Source organism: Butyrivibrio sp. FC2001 (assembly GCF_000424125.1).
Taxonomy (GTDB): Bacteria; Bacillota; Clostridia; order Lachnospirales; family Lachnospiraceae; genus Butyrivibrio.
In genome coordinates this window covers 1-2038 of record NZ_AUJH01000041.1, presented here as the reverse complement: position 1 = coordinate 2038, position 2038 = coordinate 1, and the positions used below count along the sequence as shown (strand labels likewise).

The 2038-nt window shown below is 42.3% G+C and carries 2 protein-coding genes and 1 pseudogene; all 3 read left to right on the top strand.

The genetic code is table 11. From position 1 onward, the window contains the following. Positions 1-831, top strand: a pseudogene (locus tag G601_RS26510) (hypothetical protein); the annotation flags it as partial. Further along, positions 824-1594, top strand: a complete 771-nt coding sequence (istB, locus tag G601_RS0113775) for an IS21-like element helper ATPase IstB (RefSeq protein WP_026665710.1) — start codon at positions 824-826, stop codon at positions 1592-1594. The pseudogene G601_RS26510 and the gene istB, both read left to right, overlap by 8 nt. Further along, on the top strand, positions 1581-1895 hold the full coding sequence (locus G601_RS0113770) for a hypothetical protein (protein WP_026665709.1): 315 nt from the start codon (positions 1581-1583) through the stop codon (positions 1893-1895). Before istB ends, G601_RS0113770 begins: the two co-directional genes overlap by 14 nt. The last annotated feature ends 143 nt before the right edge of the window (positions 1896-2038 follow it).

The window sequence follows — 2038 nt, the reverse complement described above, 5'->3', positions numbered from 1 at the left end:
GGAAAGATTGAAAGTGTTGTGAAATACGCAAAGTATGGGTTCGCAGAACATCGTACTTTTTCAGATATTGAATCCTTTAATGAGGACTGTATCAGGTGGCTTGCCAGAACAGGCAATGCAGAGAAGCATGGCACAACGCAAAAAATACCGGCAGAAGTATTCGCGCTCGAAAGAGAATACTTGATACCGGTATCCGAATACAGCTTTGATGCTGCGATCAACGAGAGTATATCCTATCAGGTCAGAAAAGACAACACAGTGCTATACAAGGGCAATCGTTACAGGGTCCCTAAAGGCACATACAGTCCCGGCAAAAAGGTGCTCATGCTCGTGGATGATGAAGGTATAGTATCCATAACAGACGCATTGACCATGGAGGTATATGCCAGATATCCTGTCTGCCATGATAAAGGGAAACTTATAGGAGCCAAGCATGACCGCGAGGGACAGAATGATTCGCTTAAAGAAGTTGAGAATGCTCTTAATGAACTGTTCAATAACGATGAACTCGTAGGGCCATTTCTTGAACACCTTCATCAGCAGCGTTCTAGGTATTACAGAGACCAGCTTTATGTAATAAAAAAGCTGTTTGAAGAGTGGAATGCTGATGCAGTCATAAAAGGGCTGCATTACTGTAGCGAAAGGGAACTGTATTCAGCAGGTGACCTGAAATCAAGCATTATCTATCTGAGCCAGGAAGATATTTCCGCTCGTAAAACTAAATATACCGAAGCGAAGCTTCCTGAAAAGTATCAGAACACAAGTCCTGAGATAAGAAATCTGCAGGAGTATGAAGATGCAATGGATAAGGAGGTTCTCGCTAATGGATAACATACAGACATTAAAGACAAACGCTAAAACTCTCGGACTTATACAGACCAAGAATACACTTGAAAAGCTCATCCATACCGCTGAGGCAGAGGAACAGAGCTATACTGCATTTCTGGATAATGTATTCAGTTCTGAGATCAAATACCGTCAGGATAAGGCACAGGAAAAACGTATTAAAGAAGCGGGATTCCCTTATCCCAAATATCTTAAGGATTTTGATCTTGGCTTTTGTAAATCAATAACAAAGAAACAGTTTAACCAGCTTTCAGAGCTTACATGGATAGAGGGTGTATATAACCTGATACTGTCAGGACCGCCCGGAGTCGGTAAGACACATCTTGCAATAGCCCTTGCCTATCATGCGTGTGAACACGGATATAAAGCAAGCTATACAACAATGCAGACACTCATGCAGTGTCTGAGAACGGAGGAAATAGACAGAAGAAGCAGAGTTAAGATAAACAGAATAAAGAAATCACATCTTCTTGTTATCGATGAAGTCGGTTACCTCCCAATAACGGCGGCTGAGGGCAACCTGTTCTTCCAACTCATCTCGGAGCTACAGGAACAGACTTCGATAATAATCACTACAAACAAAGGGTTTGAGGAATGGGCGGAATTCCTTGACGATCCGGCACTTGCTACCGCCATCCTTGACAGGCTGTCGTATCAGTGCGACAGGATCAAGATGTCAGGAAAAAGCTACCGACTTGAAAACCGTAAATCATTTCTGAAGGGAGATAACAAAGATGATGTTCAGTGAAAACGTTTCTGCTGAGTTACAGGAAATACTCGAGCTTGAGTTACATAGATATAAAAGAGAAATAGGTCATATGACCAATGAGGAATGGAACCTTCTGGTTGACTGGGTGTATTCGGGACACAGCCCATATATGAACGGAGATGGAGTTTTTGATGATGACGGATGGCCTTTGGACTATATCAGTACATTTAGATCATGGCAAGCCATGATGGAAGAAGGTCCCTGTATCGATCCTGACTGCACAGACATGCAATCTGAGGATAATTCTTGGGGGTTTCTTGATAGCGATACACCGTTTTAAGATTTTTGTATACCCACGGAGTACTCCGTGGGTAATAATAAAAAAGTGGCGGTTCTTAACTGCCAAAATCTGCTGGTTGTTAACTGCCAAAAAGTGATGGAAATAAACTGCCAAAATTTGCTGGTTTCTACTTGCCGTTTACA

What these genes read in the sequence shown, in the direction of transcription:
- G601_RS0113770 (WP_026665709.1), top strand. Translation starts at nt 1,581, where the DNA reads ATGATGTTCAGTGAAAACGTTTCTGCTGAGTTACAGGAAATACTCGAG.
- istB (WP_026665710.1), top strand. Translation starts at nt 824, where the DNA reads ATGGATAACATACAGACATTAAAGACAAACGCTAAAACTCTCGGACTT.